The 21133-nt window shown below is 38.8% G+C and carries 10 protein-coding genes; 8 read left to right on the forward strand and 2 right to left on the reverse strand.

Annotation, left to right across the window (positions count from 1 at the left end; genetic code table 11):
- From MLE17_RS11775 to MLE17_RS11785, 3 genes are all read left to right on the forward strand, one after another.
- Positions 1–1947: YDG domain-containing protein (locus MLE17_RS11775; RefSeq protein ID WP_243349006.1), on the forward strand; the 1947-nt coding region annotated here is incomplete at its 5' end.
- A gap of 222 nt (positions 1948–2169) precedes the next feature.
- Positions 2170–2733 carry a hypothetical protein gene (locus MLE17_RS11780; protein WP_243346875.1) on the forward strand — a complete coding sequence of 188 codons (564 nt, stop codon included), beginning with the start codon at positions 2170–2172 and terminating at the stop codon, positions 2731–2733.
- Positions 2734–4411: 1678 nt separating this feature from the next.
- Complete coding sequence (locus MLE17_RS11785) at positions 4412–5173, forward strand: DUF6261 family protein (RefSeq protein WP_243346877.1); 762 nt, start codon at positions 4412–4414, stop codon at positions 5171–5173.
- Between the two features lie 159 nt (positions 5174–5332).
- On the opposite strand, the gene MLE17_RS11790 is transcribed toward MLE17_RS11785, so the two are convergent.
- Positions 5333–7024 (reverse strand): T9SS type A sorting domain-containing protein, encoded by a 1692-nt coding sequence (locus MLE17_RS11790; RefSeq protein WP_243346880.1) that lies wholly within the window; start codon positions 7022–7024, stop codon positions 5333–5335.
- Positions 7025–7030: 6 nt separating this feature from the next.
- Positions 7031–8953 carry a T9SS type A sorting domain-containing protein gene (locus MLE17_RS11795; RefSeq protein WP_243346881.1) on the reverse strand — a complete coding sequence of 641 codons (1923 nt, stop codon included), beginning with the start codon at positions 8951–8953 and terminating at the stop codon, positions 7031–7033.
- Between the two features lie 1043 nt (positions 8954–9996).
- Between MLE17_RS11795 and MLE17_RS11800 the strand changes: the two genes are divergently transcribed.
- The 5 genes from MLE17_RS11800 (at position 9997) to MLE17_RS11820 (ending at position 20930) form a co-directional block, all read left to right on the forward strand.
- Positions 9997–10776: a hypothetical protein gene (locus MLE17_RS11800; protein ID WP_243346884.1), complete on the forward strand. Its 780-nt coding sequence runs from the start codon at positions 9997–9999 to the stop codon at positions 10774–10776.
- A gap of 41 nt (positions 10777–10817) precedes the next feature.
- Positions 10818–11261, forward strand: coding sequence for a hypothetical protein (locus MLE17_RS11805; RefSeq protein WP_243346886.1), 444 nt, complete (start codon positions 10818–10820; stop codon positions 11259–11261).
- Positions 11262–11548: 287 nt separating this feature from the next.
- Positions 11549–12112 carry a hypothetical protein gene (locus MLE17_RS11810; RefSeq protein ID WP_243346888.1) on the forward strand — a complete coding sequence of 188 codons (564 nt, stop codon included), beginning with the start codon at positions 11549–11551 and terminating at the stop codon, positions 12110–12112.
- Positions 12113–12186: 74 nt separating this feature from the next.
- Positions 12187–13722: a leucine-rich repeat domain-containing protein gene (locus MLE17_RS11815; protein WP_243346890.1), complete on the forward strand. Its 1536-nt coding sequence runs from the start codon at positions 12187–12189 to the stop codon at positions 13720–13722.
- A gap of 80 nt (positions 13723–13802) precedes the next feature.
- On the forward strand, positions 13803–20930 hold the full coding sequence (locus MLE17_RS11820; RefSeq protein ID WP_243346892.1) for a leucine-rich repeat domain-containing protein: 7128 nt from the start codon (positions 13803–13805) through the stop codon (positions 20928–20930).
- The last annotated feature ends 203 nt before the right edge of the window (positions 20931–21133 follow it).

Genomic DNA, 21133 nt, shown 5'->3' on the forward strand with positions numbered 1-21133 from the left:
AAAAACTGGGGCGTTGACAAAGTCGTAACCTTAACTGGTGCAACCCTGACCGGTACTGACGCAAGCAATTACAGTCTGACTTCGGTAAACACAACGACTGCCAACATAACACAACGTGATCTCACTGTATCAGCAACAGCCGATGATAAAACCTACGATGGTAATACAACAGTAGTTGTACATTTAACAACGGACAAAGTTTCAGGCGATAATGTTGAAGCAAGCTATACTTCTGCGTCTTTTGATGATCCTGATGGTGTTGGTCCATTAGACGGTTCAGAAGTAGGCACTAACAAAGCTGTAACTGTATATGGAATTTCTATAAGCGGGGCTATTGCCACGAACTATAAATTGCTTAATACAACAGCAACTGCCACTGCAAAAATTACACAAGCGACAACCACAACATTACTTAGTACAAGTGCCGAAAGGGTAAGGTATATGGATTATTTAACTCTGACTGCCCAGATTAAACCTCTAAATACTGGTAGTCCATTAACAGGTGAAGTTAAATTCATGATTGGTGATAAAGAATATGGCAGTGCAAGTGTTGTACCTATCCCAGGAGTTACTGATGGTTCAGTACAGGCTATGATGATTGTCCAAGTTAAAAACTTACCTGCAACTTATGATGTCAAATGTAATTTCATTTCATCAAATCCAAATTACTCAGGAAGTGAAGTTGGTAGTCCAAAACTAACGGTTGATCCAAGAACTGCAACTCCATACAATGCAACTGGTTTTTATACCGGTGATGGTTTTGCTTGGACTACCGGAACAAATACCAGTACTGCAACATTAACGATGACAGCTGTGATTCAAGATACTTGTTCACTTAAAGGTAAAGGTGACGTTCGTGGTGCTAAGGTTTCATTCTACATTGTCAATGGTACCACTTATACAGCTATACCAAGTGCGCAGAATTTACCAGTTGGACTGATTGATGTAACAGATGGAAGTGTTGGTGCTGCTAGTGCAATTGTTCAGTTGAATATCGGTTCAGCAAATGCTGCCAGTTTCCAAATTGCGATTAAAGTAACCGGGGCATATACAAATAATCCGGGTGACGCATTATCACAATCAATTGTTACGGTTTCAAAACCTGTAACTGGTGGATATATTACTGGTGGTAGTAGTATGCTAAACTCTAACTCTTCGGGTTATATTAGCGGAGCTAAAGGATTGAATACTGATTATGAATTTGATATTCAATATACAAAATCCGGTACGAATCCGAAAGGAAAGGTAACAATATTAGTTCGTAGTTATTATACGAAAGATGGCATTCTTGATTCAAAAATGCATACATACATAATTACGACAAATGCAATTGCGCTATTGAATGTAGGTACACCTACCGCAACTGGTACGTTCAGTGCTAAAGCTAATTTGGTAGAACAGCTTTCAGATTTGTCTACAGTAGCTATTGAAGGTGGAGCAACATTCCAAATGGTAGCATTCCAGAATGCTTGTGACCAAGAAATAGCAATAACACTTTATCGTAAAGCTGGAGGTGTTTGGTTCTCTAGTAACTGGGATAAAGCAAGCTCAACAACAAAACTTCAAGCTGTAAATACAGGTAGTAATGTGTATGTTGCAGGAGGAGGAAAATGTACGACCATCTCTAAATCCGCCACTACCGACATGCAACAAGACCTGACTTCCGAGTCAGCCCCTGAAAACATGTTTAAGGCATATCCAAATCCATTCAAAGACCGACTCTACTTCGATCTGCAATGGACGAAAGATACACGGGCAAGGATCGAGCTATTTGATGCAAGTGGTCTGAAAGTAGCTACTATCTACGATGCACAGATCAAAGCCAACGAGCTGTACAAGATAGAATATGTACCTGCTGCGAATATTATCCCGGGCAGCATACTCTTCTACCGACTGACACTCGATGACAATGTGATTAACGGAAAAGTAATTTACACACCCAGATAATTAATCTGGTAAATTAAAACTAAACCTGACAGGTCTTTGAGACCTGTCAGGTTTTTCCACATTACTACCGGCGCGATAAACCTGCTATATAAAGAAGGGTTTTATAGAAAAGGGTTTTTGCAGGAGCTGCGCCGGTAGTTTCTGTATCTGCTACAAAGCTAATAAGCTTTCGGTCTATCTGTTTTTTGCTTCACCCCCATCCTACCTTAAACAATCATTCAAATGAAGACAATCATTGTAACTACACTATTCCTTCTCGCGATTATATCACCTTCCTTTAGCCAAAATGAGCTAAAGAATTATCTGGTTATAAAGAGTAAAACCAGCAAAGCCTGGACTGTAATCCCCGAAGGAAAGAAAATTAAAGTCGTAATGGCCGACATGGAATCACACAAGGGGAGATTTCACCTTGACCTGAATCAGGAAACCGGGGAGTTAGCCGGTATAATCATTAAGGGAGACACACTCCTTACAAGTGAAATAACATACATCAGTTATAATTCACGTCAGGATGCAAGTATTACCCTAATAGCTCTAGGAGCTATTTATTCTTCGATAGGATTGTTAGGGTTGTTATCTTCAAATAAATCAGATTCGCATTTGGAAATTATCCCAGCAGACGCCATAGCTTATTCCACGCTGGGTGTGGGAATAGTTCCATTAGCAATTGGTGGTTTAATTTCCAGACCAAAGAAATACCCACAGAACAACTGGGAGTACTCATGTTTACAAACAGCATTGAAAAAGAACAGTAAGGAATTTTCAAAGAAAATAGATTCAAAGTAACTGAATTGATGATAACAAAGAGGGTGTCCCAAAAGAGAAATAGGCTATTTAAAAAGTTACAAATTGTAAGTATGAATTGCCCCAAGCCCTAAAGTTCTGAAGTGCAAATTAGCTCCGAAATACCACTCTTCAAAGTCCCCTTTAGGGGAATCGTAGATCGGCGGAGCCAATTAGGGGCGGCAAGAACGATTCAACTATCATTTTGTAAGTTCAATTTTGTCAGAATTGACTTTTGGGACACCCTCTTTAAGACGCTCCCCTCCCTTTCGCTCATCGGAAAAGGGAGGGGAATCAAACGATCTTATTATTCGGGGTGCGATATTAAATCGCACTCCGATTCGTTTCCCACAACCTGACAGCGTCGATAGACCTGTCAGCGTTTAATTTTTTTCTAACGCTGTCAGGTGCAAGCACGCTGACAGGTTTGCGGGTTGCGGTGGTAAGTCTATTTAATCAATCGTACTTCGATGATGTAGCTGGAAAACCTGACAGGTCTTTGAGACCTGTCAGGTTTTGAATAACAGACCTTCAGCATCGTATCGAACGGGTCTCTATGAGCGACCCGTTCGAAAAAAGCCACCCTCAATATTTATACAGCCACACCTCACCCACCACTTAATATTCTTACATTTTTACACTTTGCCTCCACTATTCTCTATTAATTCATTATTATTCCTCTTTTAAATCTTTCAATCTCTCACATTTTGCTTTATACCAAAACCCGCATTATTTAGACTCAATATCAAATACCGCCACATTTATCAGCTCGTCCCTAAAGGTATAATTCTCAACAAAAAACTCATCATCATCTTACTATTCTCATTGCCCCCATCAATACCCGAGATACTACGCCACAACAACGAACACCTTATTACACTGTTTTTCAACCTATTAAATACACATACACGATAAAAAGCAGAAATGTAAAATTTTAGTTGTTAATTTCACATTCAATTGTTTTCTAAATAAAATAATCTGCTTACCTTTGCAATATAGTCTTCAACACTGTTTACAGAATGAGGGCTAAGGGTTGAATTGACACGGTTAATCAATCAACATTAATTATCAAATTGCAAAAGCTGCTGAATCATTTATTAAGTCGTATATGCAATGAGATAATGGCGTTCTTTGAAATTTTTTTGCGGGAAGATGTAAAGCTATTGCATGCCCGGCCTGATGCAAGTGCTTTACAAAGACAACTGATAAGCAACAGTTTGTAATTCAATGGCGGTTTGGGCTATTCGATATTTATATACGGGTGTTTTATACTGCTACCTGACACAAACATTCTTTCGGTTGGATTAAAAAACAGTGCATTTAATAAAACCTACCCGTTGGTCGGAACAATTCACGATGGAATTTGCAAAACCAATCTGTTGGTCGATCATTTTCCGGTGGAATTAGCCAAACCGACCCATTGGTCGGAGCAATTTACGCTGGAATTTGTCAAACCAATCCGTTGGTCAATCAATTTCCGGTGAAATTAGCGAAACCGACCCGTTAGTCAGAGCATTTTACGTTGGGTTTTGTCAAACCAATCCGTTGGTCGATCAATTTCCGGTGGAATTTATTAAACCTATCTGTTGGCCGAATGATTATCTGTTCCTCCTGTAGAATACGTCGTCAACTCAATTTTTTCCGTGAGTTATATCTCAAGTATTAATTAAACTATTTTTGTATGAGAAATTTTTCTACTTCAAAACTGACAATTCGTAAATTGTCAACGTTATCCATCAATCTGATTGGCGCAGTGCGCAAGTCAGGAATCCCCGAGGCACAGCAAGGTGCTGTATTTGAGGAGTTAGTGAATCAGGATGCCTTATTCACACTTGCCATCGCCAGGAGCCGTTACAGCTCGCAGAACCAATCGCTTACAGCGATTTCAGCAGAGCGTAGCCGAATTATTTCAGGCTTCAAGGGCATAGTCTATAACCTGACTAAATCACCGATTCAGGCTGAACGGGATGCAGCAAACCTGCTCTATCCGGTATTCACCAGTTTCGGTAGAAGTCTGACTAAAACCATTATCAGCGAACAGACTGGTGTGATCAACACTTTTTTGGCAAAGCTTAGAGAGCAAAAGTACACTGATGCTCTCAATGCCATTAATCTATCCAGTTGGAAATCAAAAGTGGAGGAGCTGCAACAATCATTTGTAGACCAATACGTTGACCGTGACTCCGACCAGAAAGACATCAATGTTACCAAGTCGGCTACGGGTATGCGTGAAGATCTGACGGATGCCATCAATAACTATTACGAATGGATCCATGCTACTTCGATTGTAAACAAGCAGGAGATTTGGAAAAATCTGGCAGAAACGCTGATGCAGAACTACAACAACGCTGTTTCGAGCATTTCCACAAGCTCTGACAATACGAGCTCTACTGACAGCAGTTCATCTGCAACAAAGAGTGAAACTGATAGTACGGCAAAGTAATGAAACCTAACAGGTTTTGAAAACCTGTCAGGTTACACCGTATGCAATGCCTTTTTTGCCGGGAAAGAGTTTGCATGAGGCGATGCTATTGTAAAAAGAGTAATGATCAAACGCCCCGCAGCTGTAATGGCTGTGGGGCGTTTTTATTTACAAATTCAACTACTCTTTGATTACCATTTTCTGAATAATAAATCCGTTTTGCAAAGTGACTAATATAACATAAACTCCGGCATTGAATCCCCGGGCTGGAATTGAAGATACATTTTCCGGGATATTAACTTCTATAACTTTAAGACCTTCAATTGAGAAAATCTGCACCCGTTGTATTGGCGCGTCCGATGCGATACAGATAATATCCCCATCTGTTACCGGATTGGGATAAATCCTCAATGAATTTACAGTTGAATTTACAATTCCAGAAGAATTTGCCATTTGAGAATCAGTAATCTGTTTTACCAGTTCATTAAGATATACCTCAACGTTAGTGTAGCTTTCACCGGAGGAGATTAACGGCCCATCTGCCGGATTATTCGGATCAAGACCATGTGCAGTTTCCCAACTATCGGGCATACCGTCTTTATCCGTATCAGTAGGTACATCTTCAGGGTTAAAGTTATAGGCAGGCCATCCGCCCACATCACTCTGAGAATCGATCAGGCCACCTGTACTCCCATTGCTTCCAGCACTACAGGAAATAGTTCCATTCAATACATTATTTATAATCCTGGAATCGACCGCATCACGCTTCAGACTGGCTCCAGCATAAGATGTTACACGGAGATAGGCATCTTCCGCAGATTGAGTAGTTACATAAGCCATTGGAAACGGAGTAAATAACTGAAGGTCAGACAGAGGTTTTGTACCAAGATAATACGGCTGAAATCCCAACCAGTTATCAGCAGTAACAAACGGACTATTCTTCATCACATTTCCACTCAGATGAAAAACGCCCCACACCCCTGCCGGTTGGCTACTGGATCCATCGTCAGGCCAGGGGCTAAAAATCCGGTAGTTGACCTCTCCTACCCTTGTTGCCGGACCTGAACGGTAATAATTGTTGATGATATTATGAGATCCTCCTTCCCCACCATAACCGGAATTATTACCCCAATTGTAGATGACATTGTTTCGGAAATCGACCTTTTCAATTGACGGATTATTGGTATTCTGGCTTCCACAAAAACGGGGATTACGACTATCGTGGCAAGCCAGGAGATTGTGGTGAAAGCTGGCAGGTGCACCTCCCCATATACCACCATAGCCGTGTGAAACTTTTGTATGAAACGAATAACGCAAGCTCTCAGACAGTATGCACCACTGCATAGTAAAATTCTTATTATCATAGAAGGAGGCACACTCATCTATGCTCCAACTCATGGAACAGTGATCAAGGATTACATTAGACAAATTACGCCCCCATATCGCATCAGCCCCATCCCAGCCAAAGGTAGGATTGACTGCCGCTGCTTCATCGCCCATCCTGAAACGCATAAAGCGGATAATAACATTATTGGCCGATACCAATACCGGATAGTTTTTCAAACAAATGCCATCCCCCGGCGCACTTTGACCAGCAATGGTAAGATTGCCATTCGTGATTTGAATCTTGTTGGTCAAAGGAATTACTCCTGCCACTTTAAACATAATAATCCTGGGACCAGTCTGATTTAATGCCCAGCGTAATGTCCCTACCGAGCCATCATCTGCCAGGGAGGTAACATATAAGATTTTCCCTCCTCTTCCCCCGGATGTGTACATACCGCTGCCTTCTGCTCCCGGAAATGCGGGTATTTGAGCCTGCAAATATGCACACAAAAGGATGCTGCTAAATAAAAGGAGTATTGATTTCATAAACAACTACTTTTTCACCATGATTTTCCTGCAACAATACCCTTCATCAGTGGTAATCATTAGTAAATAAGCACCTGATGGAATATTGCTGATATCTACTTTCATTTGTTTTCTGCCTCCACTGTTGCCACAAAACACTTCTTTGACAAACTTGCCGGAGGTATCATACAATCTTATTGTATAGTGTGCATCAGCCAATTGCATTTCAATGTACAATTCTGTGGTTGACGGATTTGGATAAACAGTAATCTCTTTCACCCTATCCCTGATGTTATTTACCTCAGTCGCCGGGAAACCATCAAATGATAAGTTATCGACATATAGTATTGAGTTACCCAAAGGTTCATAGTGATAACCAGTACTTATGTCATACATTTTATAAGCAAATATCCCAATACATGCACTATCAGGAATCGAAGTATCATCAAAATAATCTAAATCAATAGAGAAAGGAGCCCAGGTTGAAACAGGTTCTTTGCATTTAATAGCGTAACCCATTAAGGGATATTCAGGATCAGGTGATTCTAAAAATCCATGTTTATACATGAAGACAAAAAACTGGCAGGAATCACCTGTGATTGCAGGAATGAATTTATAATATCCATTCAATGAGGTATGCCTTTTACTCACTTCAAAAGCCGGACACATTGCACCCCAATCACCTCCCGCTGGCGGAGCAGTATTGGCTAAACCAGACCTGTCTGTGTAATATAAGCCGGAAATATTATTTTGAAGTCTTAAGGCATACCTTCCCGACTGTGTATCTGATGTTTGTACTGCCGTCCCAGCTACAAACCAACCTTTAGGCATTACAAATTTTCCGTAATCGGCATATACCAATTCCCAATTTTCAAAACCTGAATTGGGAATCGGATCTATGACATTCATATACCACCGGGGATCACCAGCACTATTAGCTCCGGCAAAACTGTTATCTTTTATCCTGTAGTTAATACCATGATTTACAAATGTCGCTCCGGGTGTTGATGAAGACGGACTTGTGAAAATATCCGTTGATTCACCCGGATAAGTAGTAAAAGCCCCTGTTATATCAGAGATTTTCATAGAATCGGCAGCATAAAAGTCAGTTGTGATATATGAATTATCAATATTCAATGTTCCGGATGAACGAATACAAACCGAAGGATTCCCCGATTTACCGAAGATACAATTTGAAATGGTTACGGGAGTCTTCTGTGATGTACCTAAATCAATCAGGTATCTGATATTTGCTCCGGAAGATAATAACATTGTATTGTCAAATGTACAATCTGACAGCTCCAACTGTCCTGTATTCGTCTGTAAATAAAACACAGTTAATCCGAATCCATAAAACGTTGAGTTCTTCACTTTAATCCGATCCATATAACTACCCACTTTATTATTATAAATGGCACCATAATCAGCGAAGTTGCTTATTTTACAATTGGTGATAAAAATATTTTTTACCCTCTGAGGTACCAACGTATCTGTACTTTGAAAACGGACCAATGAGCGAAATGTCGAGATATTACAATTAGAAAATGCAATAGTATCGATAAGTACAGTAGAACTGGCTACATTAATGATGTAATTTTGGGTAGGATCACTCATTGCCCCTGAAATTGTCAGGTCTTCAAATGTCAGTGCAGCCAGGTTAGGTGGAGGATTTAACCGTCTGAGTTTCAAGACAGGCATTGTACCATCCCCTCTGAAGGTTATCCGGGTATTTTCGGCCAGTGTATTGATGCTTGTAAAATTGGTTGATAACGGATTAGTGTAACCTTGTGGAATAATTACTACTACATCTTTTCCCAGATAGCTTGACTTATTTGCAATTACAGTTGTGATATCATCATATTTCCCCAGATATATCACATCAGCCGCTCTTAAGGATAAACTTGTCAGATATATGACCACAATAACTATCTTTAAAATAGAAGTTTTCATACGTTCTCAGTTTTTTGGGTTAGAATAAGTTCAACAACAATAATCAGAAAGAATAGCCATCCTTTGAACAGACAAAATACAATCGGCTATAAATTAAGGTTAATAATACACAGACCATTCATTTCGAAATAAAGTTACAATCGGAAGATTAGGCACAATATCTAAATGATATTCAATACATAAAAGATCTATATCTGAAAAGTAAAGAGTTTACGTCCAATATATATACAAGTCCTGAAGCCACCTGTCATTTTTGAAAATAACCAGTGCAAATCACAACACCATATAATATACAACAATCTGGTACTTCATTAAGCCCCCACCAGGTGCAAAAAACTAATTGTCTGAGCTAAAAATACTACTTTGGTAGTATTGATTTCGGGGGAAAGAATGTTGTATCTTCGTATGGAAATAGAATACCACGCATGAACAGAATGGGAAGTGCGCTTCTGAATGGCTAGTATCATAGGACAATTTATGAACCTAATTCCTGGAGACCACACAATTTAGAGGGGAAGTGCACTTCATTTTTTCTATAATGCCAGTTCAGAATCAAGTCGTGTACTATATATGATTATTCTATATGTAACTCCGGATGTTATAACAATAATCTTTGACCTTGACCTAAACCTTAACTACAGAAAAATATATCTATTTATTCCGTTCTTATTATTTCCCGGACTTACATCCTCAGACCATAGATGATTAAGAAATTCTGTCGGCAACTAACCGGATAGAGCAAACAACATCAATGGTCTGATTGTTTTATTTTATATAGCTACTACAAAACCCACACCGATGGCTATTTTTCTAAAGAACCAGCAACTTTAAATATCGGACTAAGGACCCAGGTGCATGTGATTGAAAATCCATTAATTCATTCCGCTTATCAAGCGATGAATTGAAGAGATATTAAACCGACGTAGAAAAGCAACTAAAGCTTGAATGCTGCAGCTGACTCTATGTCGTTTTTTGTTTTCTCAACCTTCAGACTTCACAGCCATACCAGATTGAAATTTACTTGCATCTTCAATCTTTGAGCCATGAAAAAGAGCGTTTTTTTTATTCTCTGCATATTGCCCGTCATAATGAGCAGTTGTGCACATTATTACTATTCACCCGGTCTCCAGCAAATTCCGTTATTTACGAAAAAGCATGATCTTCGTTTGACGGGAGGGCTTACCTTTGGGGATGATGGTTCTGATGGATTGAATGCCGGTATTGCATATTCCATATCGAATCAATTTGCATTAATGTCAGATTATACGTTTTCATCCTCCAGTGATGCAACAGGAGGCAAACAATCGCGATTTAATGGAGCTATCGGGTACTATAAGGCCTTCCAAAAATCATTTGTTTTTGAAACATACGCCGGACTGGGAAGTATAAGTGAACATCATTCATACACATACCCCCTATATTCACCAAATGACTTCGGATATACTAATCAAAACTACACGTCAAGATTATCGGCTTCAAAACAATTTATCCAAACTTCACTTGGATACACCTCTAGTTGTTTTGATTTAGCAGTAGGCACTCAGTTTGATTATTTGAGATTTTATAGTGTAGAAACTAATCTGGATCCATCCTTAAGTGAGTATGGCAGAATTTGGTTTTTGTCTCAACACAAGAATATTCTATTTTTTGAACCGTCTTTTACAGTACGAGGCGGTTGGGAATATGTCAAATTGCAAATCCAGTATATACCGTTAATTCCAGTCAATTATAAATACAAGTCTTTATTTGGGACTAAACAGCTAAATATTGGCCTCTATTTTAATTTTCCTCAAAAGAAAAACAAAGTCAGTTCCCTGAAATAAGCCAGAAGATTACAAATCACAACAACTTAAATTCTAAAACTATGAAACGATTTATTACCCTGCTTATCGTTGCAATAACTGTGACGCTTAGCTATGGAAAGCAAAAAGCTGTGCCTCTCGAAGGAACCTGGCAAATGGTACATGCCCAATACTACCACCTGGATTCACTGATGTTTCAATTCTCTGTAAAAGATGGAGACTTTCAATGGAAAGTGTTCAGCAAAGGTTATTTCGTTGCTGTAAACCAATCCATCTATAACGGAAAGACTCAGAATGGCGGCATTTGCGGGAAATATGAACTGAAAGGTTCTAACCTGGTGGAAATCCTGGACGACCATTATCCGGATGCGATCAAATACTTTAGTAAACTGCCCCAATATACAGTACAGATTAAGGGGGACACCTTAATCCAGACAGGGCCGTATGATGAAAAAGGACGAATGATCTATTTCCACTTTGTGGAAAAATATGTGCGGATGAAGTAGTGATATGGCGCATCTTACTCAGATACTGCCCCAAAGTACTTTGACATCACATTTGGGACCAAACTTGATATTTCGTTAAATGAGAATAAAGGGCCTTACCGGGGAATGAATCTTGTATGCGGATTCAGCGTTAATCCAGATCAATGGGCTATACGCTCTGAATTCGGATTAATGAAAAATCTGGCATCTTTCAATGACTACTCTGTCGTGAGCTTTTGCGTTGAATTTACATTGTATATCAACACATTACATAGAACATCAAAACCCAAGTCATAAACGACAAATGTATGAAAACCAATATTCTTATCGTTTTTATGTCCTTAGCTTTTCTCTCTGAAGGGTTCTGCCAGTATGAGATAAAGAATTACCTGGTCATAAAGAATAAAATCTCGAGTGCAAAGATTAATATACCGGAAGGGAAAAGAATCAAGGTAGTAATGGATGATAAACAATCTTTTAGTGGTCCTTTCAAAATGTATTTTGAACAGAAAACCGGGGAATTTACCCGAATCATCATTAAGGGCGACACATTGAATATCACGGATATATCAAATATAAAGTACTATAAGTATCATGGATATGGAGTAGGTAATATATTAAGTGGAATTTCAGTATCTGTAATTGGGTTATTTATCAGGTCTGCTCCTGAAAAAAGAGCCTCAAATCATGGTTTTCAAACAATTCAAATATCTAATGAAGCAGTTGGCGATATCTTCATATATAGCGGATTAATTCCAATAGGTATTGGATGCCTGTTGATCTGGCCATCAACCTATTCTCATCACAAATGGAGTTATACATTCATGCAAAAAGAGGTCAGAAAAAGATCAAACGAAATATTTCCATATTGACTATTAAAGGAGAATACTGTACACTTTACTAATTTATCAGTAGTAGAATATACTCCTATCTAAAATTCAAAGCCATGAAAAAACTATTCCTTATCCTCTGTTTTGTTCTATTGGCTGCAATTGCTAACGGAGCTGTTTCAAAAAGCGTGAACGTGACCACAGTCGGCACCCTCAATACTTTGTTAACCTCAACTGAAAAAGCAACAGTAACCGATCTCACAGTAACCGGGACAATTGATGCTCGGGATTTTAAATTTATGAGGGATAATATGACGATGCTTACGAATCTGAATATTAGTTCGATAAATATCACTTCCTATTCAGGTGATGCCGGCCCCTCTTACTCTTCATCTTTCCCGGCAAATCAAATTTCTGAATATGCCTTTTACGAAAAGACTTCACTCAAAACAATCAAACTCCCTGCTTCAATAACATCAATCGGACAATTCGCTTTTTATCAATCCGGACTAACAGGTAGTCTCACTCTACCCGGCAATCTCAAATCTATCGGATATCTTGCCTTTTACGAATGTCCCGGTTTGACCGGCACTATCATTATCCCTAAATCTGTTAATCAAATCGATGCCGTTCCTTTCGGATTATGTAGTGGTATTACAGCATTCATTGTAGAAGATGGAAATAACTATTTCACTGCAACAAACGGAGTTCTCTTCAACAAAAATCAAACTCTGCTCATTCTGTATCCTTGTGGCAAAACAGGAAATTACGAGATTCCGGGAACGGTAAATATCATCGGAAAAAATTCATTTGCCTGGTGTGCTGGTCTGACCGGCAGCCTGATTATTCCCAATTCTGTAACCCGAATTGAAGATTTGGCGTTTAATTACTGTACAGGATTAAGTGGAATTTTGTCTATTCCCAATTCAGTCACCTATATCGGGAGCTATGCATTTCAGTATTGTGAGGGACTTATCGGTAAAATTACTATTCCCGGTTCGGTAACCAACTTAGAAGATTATTCCTTTTCAGGATGTAAAAGCTTTACCGGTGATTTAATTATTCCAGAGTCTGTTTCAACTGTCGGATGGTACACATTCTATGATTGCCCCGGACTGGATGGGAAGGTTCAATTTTCTGAAACTGTTACGACAATACCATACACTGTATGCGACCAATGTCCGTCCATTAAAGAGGTGATTCTTCCCAAATGCACTAAATATATTTCAGGCATGTCTTTTAGCGGTTGCATAGGTTTGCAGAAAATCAAGTCGGCAAATCCTTTACCTCCATCAATCAAAAGCTCGAGTTTTGAACAGGTAAACAAATCCACTTGCCAACTGATTGTTCCCATAGGTGCAAGGACAGCTTATCAGGCAGCACCTTACTGGTCAGAATTTACCAATATCACGGAACAGGACTTATCCGCCGGTATAACTACAACCAAAACTGATATCTGCAAAGTTTATAGCTCAAATGGTCAAAACATTATCGAAAATGCGACGAATGAGTCCATTGAGGTTTTCACTCTTTCCGGAGTTTTGGTCAAAACAATTAATAACCGGGAAATAATCAAAACAATCAACCTACCTAAAGGGACTTATATTGTAAAAGTCGGAAATAATTATCAGAAAGTGGAATGTGTAAAATGATATAGTGTACAGAATATAAAACGCTCGTTTTTTATCACCTTCTGCACATGCAATTTAACCTAAACAAAAATTCAAATGCCATGAAAAAAACAATCGTCTCCTTCGGTTTTGCCCTGTTGGCAATAGTTGCTTTTGGGCAGGTTTCCAAAACAGTAAATGTGAATACTGCGGGATCACTGAGCAGCCTACTCTCCGCAACTGAAAAGCAAACGGTTGCCGATCTCACTGTAACGGGAACTATTGATGCCCGCGATGTGATGTTAATGCGGGACAGTATGACTATGTTGGCCAATCTGGATTTGTCCGGAGTCAATATAACAGCCTATACAGGAATAAAAGGCACTATAAATGAATCATTTACCTATCCGGCTAACGAAATGCCCATTTTTTCATTCTGCAATCCGTACACATACTCCGGCAAAGTCTCCCTCAAAAATGTAAAATTACCTATCTCAATAACCCAAATAGGGAATTATACGTTCTTTTTGTGCAGTGGGCTGAGTGGAAGCTTCACAATCCCAGACTCGGTCAAGTTAATTGGCAATGGAGCTTTCGGTGCCTGTGAGGGACTAACAGGAAACCTAACAATCCCATATTCGGTTACAACGATTGGGGATTCTGCTTTTTACGATTGTAAAGGTCTAACAGGCAGCTTAATCATTCCGAACACCGTGACAACGATCGGATTTGGTGCTTTCTATCTTTGTACCGGCTTCTCTGAATTATTTTTACCCCAAAGTTTATCCGAAATATCAGATATGGCATTTGCATCATGCAGCGGTTTGAAAAAGATAACAATAGCTAATCCGATTCCTCCTACAATTTATAGTTGGACTTTCTACCAGGTAAATAAAAACACCTGTCAACTGATTGTCCCTCCAGGTTCTGAATTGGCTTATCAATCAGCAAACTATTGGTCAGACTTTTTTGCAAAAACACCCCAACCCAAAACTATTCATCTGACCACAGCGGGAACACTGAAAGACTCACTTTCCCATACTGATGCTGCAACGATTGCAAATCTTTCCTTAACCGGGCTCATTGATGCCCGCGACGTAAGGTTTATGCGGGACAGTATGACTGTATTGGCAAGCCTGGATTTGTCGGGAGTGTGTATTGCTGCCTATACGGGTACGGACGGAACTTATTCAACTAATACAACAATCTATCCCGCCAATGAAATACCAAAATATTCTTTTAGAAGGCCCGTTTCACCATTAGGAAAAACCACACTAAAAAGTATAAAACTCCCCATTTCAATTACATCTATTGGAGATTTCGCCTTTTATAATTGCTATACACTGACAGACAGTTTATATATTCCAAACTCAGTAACTTCAATAGGCGATTTTGCTTTCTATTACTGTCCTGAATTAGTGGGTAATTTATCCTTTACCAATTCTTTAACTTCAATCGGGAAGAGCTCATTTTTCTATTGTAAAGGGCTAAAAGGTAGCTTAACCATTCCTAATTCGGTAATCTCAATCGGAGATAGCGCTTTTTTCTATTGTGGCGGGCTAATGGGTAGTTTAACAATTTCAAAATCTGTGGCATCGATAAACAATGGCGTTTTCGCCGGATGCTATGGATTAACTGGAAATTTAACGATACCAAACTCAGTGACTTCAATTGGCAATAATGCATTCTATAAGTGCAACGGACTCACAGGAAGCTTAGTAATTCCGGATTCTGTGATTTCGATTGGAAATAAGGCTTTCTTTAATTGCACCGGATTTACTGACTTACTTTTGCCCAAAAGTTTAGCTACTATATCAGATTGGGCTTTTGCTTCATGCACCGGATTGAAGAAAATAACAGACAATAATCCTGTACCTCCAACAATTTATGGCAGTACCTTTGATCAGGTAAATAAAACAAGCTGCCAACTTATTGTTCCTTCTGGTTCAGAACTGGCCTATCAATCGGCAACCTATTGGTCAGACTTTTTTGCAAATATACCCCAACCCAAAACTATCCATCTGACCACAGCAGGGACATTAAAAGACTCACTTTCATATACTGAAGCTGCAACAATTACCGATCTCACAGTAACAGGTACTATTGATGCGCGGGATGTAAGGTTCATGCGGGACAGCATGACTGTATTGGCTAATATGGATCTGTCAGGGGTGAATATATCAGCTTATACGGGAACACTGGGTACAAATACAAATATCCAGACCACATATCCGGTAAACGAAATGCCAATATATTCTTTTCGAAAAGTTGATTCTTATCAAAACGGCAATACTTATCTCCAGACTATAAAACTTCCCCTTTCAATTACTTCAATCGGGGATTACGCTTTTGCATACTGTAAAGGACTGACCGGTAGTTTAATAATCCCCGATTCTGTTCATACAATTGGGAATTATGCTTTTTCAGATTGTACCGGTCTATCTGGCAGTTTAGTAATACCCAATGCTGTCACAAGTATCGGAGATTATGCATTCTCAATGTGTAGTGGACTATCAGACAATTTAATTTTCTCGTCTTCTGTAAAGACAATAGGCAATTACGCCTTTAATCATTGTACTAAACTTAAAGGCAATTTAAATCTACCAAATTCTCTCATAACAATCGGAAATGGTGCTTTTTCGTATTGCTCAGGATTTACAGGAAACCTTACTCTACCCGGTTCGGTAACTTCAATAGGGGATTATTGTTTTGAGCAATGTAAGGGGCTTAACGGAAATTTAATTATACCCGCTTCGGTTAAACAAATTGGAGCCTATGCTTTTAATGGATGTAACAAAATATCGGGCAATTTGACTATTCCCGAATCAGTCACATATATCGGCAGTTCTGCTTTCAACTGGTGTTCGGGATTTACTGGAAATCTGATCATACCTGATTTCATAACCAATATTGAACCTGGCACTTTCAGTTATTGTAGTGGATTTAATGGATATCTTAAAATTGGAAACGCAGTTAAAACGATAGGTAGTAATGCATTTCAGGGATGTACCGGATTAACCGGCAACCTGATTATGCCTAACTCTATCGAATCTATTGGTGATAATGCGTTCTACAATTGTAAAAATTTATCCGGCAATCTGACAATCCCTGATTTTGTAACCCAAATTGGGCAAAATGCTTTTGGTAAATGTAGTGGATTATCAGGAAGTCTATCGTTTCCTAAATCTATGACAACTATCAATTGGAACACTTTTAGTGGATGTTCTGGTATCACGGAATTAATTATCCCTCCAAGTATAATATCCATTTATGATTGGGCATTTAGTTCCTGTACTGGATTGACCAAAATAGTATCAGTCCATACACAACCAGTGTCAATAGGCTCTTACACTTTTGACCAGGTAAATAAATCAGCCGTTCAACTGATCGTTCCGACAGGATCAACAGCAGCTTACCAATCTGCAACCTATTGGTCAGCGTTTACCAATATAACAGAGCAGGACTTTGGATTCAGTAAGAAAATTCATGTAATACTACCCGGGACTCTGGGTGCTTTACTTAATGCATTTGACATATCAATTATATCATCTCTTTCTTTGACCGGCACTATAGATGCACGAGATATTAAACTTATACGTGACAGTCTCGTTTCTATTACCGATCTGGACTTATCAGGAGTCAATATAGTGTCATATACTGGAAAAGGGGGTACCTATACTGACTCATTGACCACTTATCCTGCTAATGAATTACCTGTTTACGCATTCAGTACACCAGGTACATACTCCTATTATAACAATAAAAGCAATCTCAAATCATTCAAACTACCCTCCACCATAAATTCAATTGGTAATAGTGCTTTTGCCTATTGCTCAAAATTGACTGGCAACCTTGTCATTCCCGGATCCGTAAAATCAATTGGTGATTACGCATTTTATTATTGCTATGGATTTAATGGAAACCTGATAATTCCTGACTCGGTCTGTATGATCGGGGATTATGCTTTTTATTCCTGCAACGGATTTAGTGGCAACCTGACTATTTCAAATTCAGTGAAAGTGATTGGAAAATCCGCTTTTTCAAATTGCAATGGATTTTATGGTAGCCTAACTTTGCCTAATGCTGTTACAGCCGTTGGAGAATATGCTTTTTCTTGGTGTGGAGGACTAACTGGTAATATCATTATACCGGCAACATTAGATTCCATTTCATCAGGGATTTTCATTGGATGTAGCAGATTGACAGGCAGTTTGGCCCTTCCTCCAAACATCAAATATATTGGTAAAAATGCTTTTCAGGGATGTAGTAGTTTAAGCGGAAATTTAATTATTCCTGATTCAATAAAAAGAATTGGTAGCTATGCGTTTGGTTATTGCTACGGATTTACCGGCAACTTAAGGCTCTCAAATTCACTGACTAAAATTGAATCCGGCACTTTTTACGGATGTGGCGGTCTATCAGGAAATCTGACAATCCCTAACTCAGTCATAACCATTGAATCATCAGCATTCGCTGAATGTAAAGGATTTACAGGAAATCTAACACTTCCAAATTCAGTAAAAAAAATAGGTAGTGATGCATTTAGTTATTGCAGTGGATTTACCGAAGATTTAGTGCTTCCATCTTCCATTGATACTATAGAAGACTGGGCATTTCGAGGATGTAGCGGATTATCTGGAAGAGTATCAATTCCATCATCCGTTAAATCTATTGAATCAAATGCTTTTGATGAATGTTGGGGAATTTCAGAATTCCTGGTTGATGATAATAATGCATATTACTCATCATCAAATGGTATGTTATTGGATAAAAATCAAAACCTTTTAATTCAATGTCCACTGGCTAAACAAGGAATCGTCCAAATACCCCAGACTGTAACAACTATTGGTAATCATGCATTTTATAACTGCAACAAACTAACCGGAGACCTGATTTTACCGGATCACCTCAAGACTATCGGCTCTGAGGCATTTCAGGGATGTAGCGGTCTGACAGGAAATCTAACAATCCCTAATCAGGTAAGAACTATCAGTTACCAGGCATTCAATGGTTGCAGTGGATTCACTGGAAGACTAACAATTCCAAATTCTGTCTCAACAATTGATTGGAAGGCTTTTTATGGATGTAATGGTTTTTCTGAATTATTTTTGTCTCAAAACATCGAACAGATATACGATCTGACATTCGGCCCCTGCAACAATCTAAAAAAAATAATGTCGGCCAGTGTTGTACCACCTCTGATTTATTCGTATGCAAATCCGTTTGATCAAATAAATAAAAACAGTTGTCAGCTTATTGTCCCTACAGGATCAAAAACAGCCTACAAATCGGCAACCTACTGGTCTGATTTTTCTAATATTATAGAACAGGATTTTACCATAAGAAAAGTCATTGATGTAATCACACCAGGAACATTATGCAATCTACTCAACATTAATGAAGCTGACACAATTACAGATTTAACTGTGATAGGTTTTATTGACGCCCGAGACGTAAGATTTATGCGGGACAGCATGAGTGCATTAATTAACCTGGACTTATCTGGTGTAAAAATTGCATCTTATACTGGAACAGAAGGTACCAATTCTAATACTTTATCCTATTATCCGGTAAACGAAATGCCCGTATATTCATTCTCTAAACCCGATGAAGATTATCCAGATTACTACTATTATTATTCAGATCCGGTTCTTCTCAAAACAATTAAACTACCAGTCTCAATCACCTCAATCGGAAGCATGGCATTTGCTTATTGTATGAGATTAACCGGAAACCTGATGATTCCAGATTCTGTAATTTATATTGGTAAAGGAGCTTTTGCGTATTGTATCCAATTAACTGGTAGTCTTAATATCCCCAACTCAGTAACTTCAATTGGGGATGGTGCATTTGCATATTGTTCCGGGTTAGACGGTGAGCTGACTATTCCTCGCTCTTTAAAAACAATCGGTGATGGTACTTTTGCCGCATGCTATGAATTAACAGGCAGTTTAATGTTACCTAATTCGGTGAAAAATATCGGGAAATATGCATTCTACGGCTGCAGTAACTTAACCGGAAATTTAATTATCCCCGATTCACTTACAATGATTAATGACAGTGTGTTCTTTTTATGTAGTGGATTAACCGGTAACTTAACGATCCCGGGGGTAGTTAGAACAATCGGTAACAATGCTTTTGCTTATTGCTCCGGATTTAGCGGTAATTTATATCTTCCAGACTCTGTGACAGCGATTGGAGACAATGCCTTCGATGGCTGCTCCGGACTTAAAGGAGACTTAACCATTCCGAAATCTGTAAAATCAATCGGAAATCACTCATTCGGGCAATGCAGCGGATTAACCGGTAGTTTATTGATTCCGGATTCGGTTTCATATATCGGCGATTATGCTTTTGCCGGTTGTTCTGGATTTACCGGGGAATTAAGTATTCCATCTGCCATAGATTCAATTGGCAACGGTATTTTCGAAGGTTGTACTGGACTGACCGGTAATCTGACTATTCCTAATACTATCAAATCAATTGGTTATGATGCTTTCCAGGGATGTAGTAGTCTAAGTGGCAATTTAGTCATTCCAAACTCTGTTCAGGCAATTGGATGGTCGGCATTTGCCGGATGCTCAGGTTTTACCGGAAATCTTATCATTCCAAACTCTGTTAAAACAATAGATGCTTATGCATTCTCCGGTTGTAAAGGCTTAAATGGTAGCTTAGCCATTCCCGATTCCCTCTCTATGATCTATTATGGCACATTTAGGGGATGTAGTGGATTAACCGGTAGTATAAAAATACCGGGAACGGTTACCTATATCTACTGGAATGCTTTTGAAGACTGTAAAAACTTCACAGAGTTGTATTTACCCCAAAATATCAAAAAAATAGACGATTACACATTTAAGGGCTGTAGTGGTTTGATGGAAATTAAATCCACAAACCCTGTGCCTCCAACAATTTCCAGCTATACCTTTAATCAGGTGAATAAATCAAATTGCCTACTTATTGTTCCTAGTGGTTCTATTACGGCCTATCAAACAGCCCTCTACTGGTCTGAATTTTATAAGGTAATCTCTCTGGGAATCACACCAATAAAGGCTCAGCTATATAATATTTACAGTTCAAATGGTCTGATCATTGTAGAAAAAGTTACAGACGAGGTTATTAAAGTTTTCTCAATATCTGGTACACTTATCAAAACAATAAATAGCCAGAAAGGAACTACGACTATTAACTTACCCAAAGGTTCCTATATCGTAAAAGTCGGAAGCATCACAGAAAAAGTGAATTTATAGAATGAAGCCTTCGTTGAGTAGTTAATGAGTAAAACCTGACAGGTAATAAAGATCTGTCAGGTTTTAGTCCTTCTATCAGTCTGGATCAGCCCTAAAGCAACCAGATATTGAAATCATATCTTCCATAACTAAGCCTCCCGGGGCAAATTCAGGTTCAAATGCTGACATTAGGGAGTCTTATGAGTTCCGGATCTCTGAAAACG

It is taken from the genome of Parabacteroides sp. FAFU027 (genome assembly GCF_022808675.1).
Classification (GTDB): Bacteria; Bacteroidota; Bacteroidia; order Bacteroidales; family UBA7332; genus CAXXIC01.